At 50.4% G+C, this 5,890-nt stretch carries 5 protein-coding genes and 1 pseudogene; 3 read left to right on the top strand and 3 right to left on the bottom strand.

Annotated features, from left to right (window positions below; translation table 11 throughout):
• Window positions 1-121: 121 nt before the first annotated feature.
• From IB286_RS15140 to IB286_RS15130, 3 genes and pseudogenes are all read right to left on the bottom strand, one after another.
• Window positions 122-1,762 (bottom strand): annotated as a pseudogene (locus IB286_RS15140) (DUF4158 domain-containing protein); the annotation flags it as partial.
• A gap of 51 nt (window positions 1,763-1,813) precedes the next feature.
• Window positions 1,814-3,070, bottom strand: a complete 1,257-nt coding sequence (locus tag IB286_RS15135) for a site-specific integrase (protein WP_190766988.1) — start codon at window positions 3,068-3,070, stop codon at window positions 1,814-1,816.
• 24 nt (window positions 3,071-3,094) lie between these two features.
• Complete coding sequence (locus IB286_RS15130) at window positions 3,095-3,508, bottom strand: MerR family transcriptional regulator (protein WP_190766987.1); 414 nt, start codon at window positions 3,506-3,508, stop codon at window positions 3,095-3,097.
• A gap of 68 nt (window positions 3,509-3,576) precedes the next feature.
• On the opposite strand from IB286_RS15130, the gene IB286_RS15125 reads away from it, so the two are divergent.
• From IB286_RS15125 to IB286_RS15115, 3 genes are all read left to right on the top strand, one after another.
• Entirely contained in the window at window positions 3,577-4,212 is a 636-nt protein-coding gene (locus IB286_RS15125; RefSeq protein WP_190766986.1) for a cation transporter, read from the top strand.
• Between the two features lie 114 nt (window positions 4,213-4,326).
• Complete coding sequence (locus IB286_RS15120) at window positions 4,327-4,692, top strand: hypothetical protein (protein ID WP_190766985.1); 366 nt, start codon at window positions 4,327-4,329, stop codon at window positions 4,690-4,692.
• Between the two features lie 66 nt (window positions 4,693-4,758).
• Window positions 4,759-5,890, top strand: a 1,132-nt coding sequence (locus IB286_RS15115; protein ID WP_190766984.1) for a TolC family protein, incomplete at its 3' end; no start/stop codon positions are given.

Here is a 5,890-nt window from a genome sequence, read left to right as displayed (position 1 = left end):
TTGTCGGTGGGTAATGTGTTGACCAGGCACTTGTGCTCCATGGAGGAAAACAAATGCCTATTGTCATACCCAACCGGCCAAGATAGTTGTCGCTAACCGGTCATCCTAATTGTCGCCGAACATCAGGGAAACGTTCATCCACACCCTTAGCAAGATCCGCCAACTGTTGTTTAAGGTTTGTAGCGAATTCGTGGGCGTCAGTTAAAGGCATTTCAACCTGATCACTGTATTCCTGTAATTCATTATCCAATGTCTCATCATCAATCAGTTGTTCTCGATAGTCATCGAATTCGGCACTGAAAGGAATAAACAAATCGCCCGAGGAAAGCTCTTGTTTAATATGCAATAGCAGCCACAATTCAAGATACTTGCGATGAAAAATCTTTCCGCTGTTCTCGTTGCCTTCGTTGCTCACTATCAGCTTTTTCCATTTCTCAGTTAGCCAGCTCAAATCAAATGCTTCTGGCATAGCCTGGTCGACGGATTCTTCGCTTAAAAACTCTGTGCGACTGTTGCGCAAACTTTTTAATAGAACGAGCAGTGATGCGGTGCTGGTATCACTGGATGTGGATTGCAAGTCCAAAATATCCAGACAGTTAAATAGTAACGCGCGCTTTTGGCGATACGATTTCAGCATGAAGGGGTAATAGTTATTCCCCGCATAAGCAATATGCTGATTGCAGCGTTCAATCAAAGAACTCGCTTCGTCACCGAGTACCGTATCCAGTGCCGCAAACTTTTGTGTTTGCTCCTGATGCTGGTCATAAGCGACTAAAACATCACGGAATTTCGCAATCAAGGCGTCAATCTGTTTTTGATGTTCCAGGATGTATTGATGCAGCGCTGATTGAGCGGTCGATTCCATGCTTCGGAGCATTTTGATATACAGGTTTGCCACGTCATCGAGTGCTTTGCTGTGCTGTTGGCGCACCAGGATAACGGCAAGTGCATAGCGTTTGTTTGGTTTGAGTCGAGCCATTTCGGGCGCAGTGAGCGCTCTGGCTTCAAGGGCAAACTGACGATATTTCACTACCGGCACATCGACATCAGGCAGTGACTCACCGAGGACCTGCAACCAGTGGACATGTTGAAGATAGCTTCGCACCTCTTTGTTGCCGGGCTTCTTGGGCTCACGCTTAAGCGTGTTCCATGCGCCGTAGGCACCGTCAGACGGATTCAGCAGCTCATCAATTTTTTGTTTGGCGTCGTTGGTAAGATCACTGCAGATTTCACGAAAGCACTGTTCATTAACTTTATTGCGCGCCGATCTCGCGATCCGCTTAAGAACGGTAAAGCCAGGTAATTCATAGTGATTTCGTACCAGTTCCTCAAGCATTACGTTGATAATATCCGCCAACATCTCTTTGGTTTCTGCGGCTTTTTCCGCTACATCGGTGAGCCAGGGCTGATCCTCCGAAGCAAAGGATCGAATGCCGAGATAGTCTCTTAAAATGTGCTGCTGTCGGGGACGAGAGCCAGAGCGGTCATAATCTTTAAGTTGCTTTAGTGTCAGCGGTCGCTTGATTCCGATCCGATCCATCACGTGAGCAATAATGCTGGGTGGTGCAGACGCCAGTGGAACAAAGTAGCCGAGGCGTTGGAGCAGTTTCAGGTTTAGCATGAATCCGAAACGCAATATGGGCTTTTTCTCAAATTCGATTAGGCTCAGTTCTTCAGCCGTTGGTGTGTAATACTCCTTCAGTTCTTTCTCGGTAACGGTGCTTCGCAGTCTGGGATAGGCGGTTTCGTGCAGGCTGCTCATGATGCGGCATCCTATGACGGGAGTGTGTTAATCCCACACTCTGTCGGTGTGTTAATCCCACACTCTGTCGGTGTGCGGGTCGCGAATGGTGGCCTCCAGCATACATTGATTATCAGAGGCGATCTGATGCATGTGATGGAGTAATTCATCCAATGCTTCATCCAACGCGTCGCTATCACCAAAACTCATCGTGATGCGATAGCGCGTTCCCTCGGCATCAAGCTTTTCCATCGCCCAGGGTAATAAACAATGTCTTTCTATCAGAGATCTTGCCTTACCGGTGCCATGAGAATGTTTGCTATAAGGTTCAAGGCAGAGACTAATTTCCAATGCCGTGTCTTTCACAAGCTCGGAGTCTTGTTTGGTCTGTGCTATCGCTTGAGGCAGTGCTTGTTGTATTCGTTGTTGGGAAAACGGATCGGCGCCTTCGATATAGCGCATGGCTGATTGGACATCTTTCCAGCCTACGTACTCCATCAACGTTTTGGTATCCCAGTTATTGGCGGTTGCCCAAGTTGCGAAACCGCGTCGCAATGAATGGCTACTGAATTCATCAGCATTGGGAAGATCCACCTGGTGGCAATAGGCCCTGATGATCGCAATCACGCTGGCCGGATGAATCGCTTCCTCTGCAACGTGCCCCCACTGGTTAATCGCTGGAAAGGCCGGGCCTTTGGTCAATTGGGCCGCACTCATCCAGTCGGTGAATGCTGTCACGGGACACAAATGTTGCAATGCCGGCGCTCGATACGTTCGGCCATGGGACGAGCGATCGGTTTTGCTTCTGGGAATGAAAATCTCCATCCCGACACCGGGTATAACGCTGACATTTTCTACCCTAATACGAGTGAGTTCGTCTCCGCGAAATGCTCTCCAGAACCCCAAAAGAATCAACGCTCGATCACGTAGCAGTTTAAGGGAATTGAAAGAGCGGGTACCTGTTTGGGACAAATGTTCAGTAATCCAGCCGTCGATGGCCTGGAGTTGTTCAATTTGAAGAGGTTTGGCCTGCTTTTCCTTGAATGGATGCAGCTCGGCGATACCTTTGAGTACTTTTTTGACGTGGGGGGCTTTGGTCGGATCGGGGAATCCTTGCTCGTTATGCCAGGCGGCGATTGCGGCGAGCCTTTGTTTTAACGTACTGATGGCCAATGTTGGGGCATAATGCGCGAGATAGGAGGCTATGCTGTCTGCCGTGGCTGGTAAAAACCCACCCCAAACATCTTCATAATGCTCTATGGCCGCGCGGTAGCTCTTGCGAGTGTTGTTCCTGGTCGCGGCATGTAGGTAACGATCAATATCGGACACCCATTCCCCCTTTATTAAATTGCATCAACAATCCGGCTTTGCCTGCTTGCCACAATCGGTGAGTGTGCGGACGATCCGGCACTCGGACACGGTGTCATAGCGACAGCACTGCGCCAATTCGTTCAAGCTCTCCTCCAGGCGCATCAGCTCCTGAATGGTACTGCGAATTTTTTCCAACTGATCTCGGATAATTTGATCAATTTCGCTGCAGGGTGCTTGCTTATCCATTTGCAGCCGAACCAGCACCTTGAGTTCATCCAGCGGGATCTGCAATTCGCGGCAACGACGAATAAACACCATGCGTTCTACGTCACTTTCACCATAGTCACGGTAACCGTTTGGGCTCCGGTGCGGTTTGGGTAATAGGCCGATATCTTCGTAGTAGCGGATGGTTTTGCTGGCCATCCCGGTGCGTTCGGCCAGTTCATTTATCCTCATGACGCTTGACCTTCCAGTAGGTTGAAGGTTTAGTATACCCACGTAACCCGTGAAAGCGAACCCTTAGTATGTCTGATTGTTGTGCTGCCGAAGCAAGAAACAGCCGGGAACGTACACTTCTCTGGACTGTACTGGCATTGAATGCCGTAATGTTTGTCGTGGAATTCACGGCAGGCTGGTTGGCGCGCTCTAGTGGGTTGATGGCGGACTCTCTGGATATGCTGGCAGATGTGTTGGTGTATTCGGTAAGTCTGTATGCCGTCGGACGAGGTATCGCTCAAAAAGCCAAAGCAGCCTTGCTTAACGGGAGCCTGCAAATGCTATTGGGCTTGGGTGTTTTGCTGCATATTGGTTGGCGCATCAGGGAAGGAAGTGCGCCGCAAACGGATATCATGGGCTGGATTGCCGCGCTAGCGTTGGCTGTAAATATCAGCTGCTTCGCGCTGCTATACCGATTCCGCAGTGGCGATATCAATATGCGCGCAAGCTGGCTCTGCTCTCGCAACGATATGCTCGCTAATGTGGGCGTGTTAGTCGCGGCCTGGATGGTAAATCTGCTATCTTCCGCTTGGCCAGATTATGTGATAGCCGCTCTTATCGCGGGTGTGGTGATCCATTCAGCCTATGGGATTCTGGTGCAAGCCCGACGGAATCTGAAAGAAGGTCTTGAAATCGAGTCGGGCGGTTGCTGTGGTAGCCAGTAAAAACGATTTGACTATGCAATTAAAATGAGCACTCTGGTGCGAAATGCGAACGTGCATAAAGCTGTTAAGATATACCGATAAATTTGAGTTTTGAGAGCCAGAATTGTTGAAAATATGCTGAAACGTCTTCTGACATACTTTGTGCTTACGCTGGTTGTTGTGCAATCCGCGGTGGCCATGGGCGATGCACACCAGTTGCACCAGTCCGGCGCTGAGCACCTTGTATTTGATGACGCCCATCAACACAACGATGAGCACGTTGCCGGCACATCAGACGATCAAAACTTAAACTCAGAATTACCAGCTTCCGAAAAATGGGATTGTCATCACTGCTGTCACTGTCATGGCCATCTTTGCGCCGCCGTTCTGATTTCCACTGCGCGTGTGCATTTGGCCAAGCATTCGTCTCCCGTACCCGATTACGCTGAAAATACGTTCCCCGAAACCTACGAAACCTTCCTACGCCCTCCCAAAGCCTAAGTCCCTTTAAGTAATAAGAAGTAACACCCGCACGCGCGGAAACACGACTTAATTCAGGACTTTTTCATGAGAAATACCCTATTTTTCAGGTGTAAATGCACCTGGCTGTGGCTTGCGTTTCTACTCTGCAGCACGGCGCCATCAGCGCTTGCAGAAAACGTCGAGTCCACACTCACGTTAAAAAAAGCGCTGGCTTCGACCCTTGCGCAAAACCCTCAGCTGTACCAATACCGATTCACAGCAGAAGCGTTGAGTGCCAAAAGGCAAACCAGTGCCTTGCGCCCGGCGCTAGCACTTGAGCTGGAGGTCGAAAACTTTGCTGGCTCGGGAGCCAATGAAGGCTTTGATGCCGCCGAAACGACTCTTGCGCTTTCTTCTGTGATCGAGCTTGGAGGCAAGCGCCAGGCACGCATGCGTTACGCAGATGCCCGACTCAATCAGGCGGAATGGGAACAACAAGCAGCGACTCTGGATACGCTCGGCAAGCTCACCGAAGTCTATATCCAAGGTTTAGCGACCCAGGCAAACCTTCGACTGGCAAAAGAGTCGCTGGCATTGTCCCAATCCATTCTTAAAACAGTCAAAGCGCGCTCCGCTCGAGGGGCCACGGCTGAAGCGGAAGTGATGCGAGCGCAAGCGGCACTCGTACGTGCTGAAATTCGTTTGGCGGCACTGCAAGAGCAGCTTGAACGTCAGAAAGTGTTACTCGCGCGATTTTGGGGAGAAACAACGCCTGATTTTCATTCATTAAGCGGCAATCTGTTTGACTTCGGTCCCGCCCAAAATTTCGATCAACTGTACGCTCGCGTTCAAAGCTCACCGGCCCTTCAAGTGCTCGCCAGTGAAGCCCGCATTCGCGATGCCGAAGTCACTCTGGCTCGTGCCAGCGGCCGCAGCGACTTAAGCTGGCGCGCAGGCATTAAACGTTTTGAAGAAACCGGGGATTCTGCATTTACTGCCGGTATCTCCATCCCCTTGTTCTCCGGTAAACGCAGCAGTGGCGACGTCAAAGCCGCATTAGCCAATCGCAATGCCGTGGATTACGCCCAACAGGATTTGCTCCTAGTGTTGCACTCACGGCTTTTTGAAGCATGGTCGCTCAGAAAACAAAGTATCGCGGCGGCCAATCTTACCCAAAATGTCGCCATCCCCGCGTTGGAAAAAGCGCTCAAGCTCACCAACGAAGGTTTTGACAACG

It is taken from the genome of Spongiibacter pelagi, from assembly GCF_014705705.1.
Classification (GTDB): Bacteria; Pseudomonadota; Gammaproteobacteria; order Pseudomonadales; family Spongiibacteraceae; genus Spongiibacter; species Spongiibacter pelagi.
This window is presented reverse-complemented; position numbering and strand designations above follow the sequence as displayed.

Excerpts from the sequence above, each read along its gene's own strand:
- IB286_RS15120 (WP_190766985.1), top strand. The coding sequence starts at position 4,327 with ATGCTGAAACGTCTTCTGACATACTTTGTGCTTACGCTGGTTGTTGTG.
- IB286_RS15130 (WP_190766987.1), bottom strand. The coding sequence starts at position 3,508 with ATGAGGATAAATGAACTGGCCGAACGCACCGGGATGGCCAGCAAAACC.
- IB286_RS15125 (WP_190766986.1), top strand. The coding sequence starts at position 3,577 with ATGTCTGATTGTTGTGCTGCCGAAGCAAGAAACAGCCGGGAACGTACA.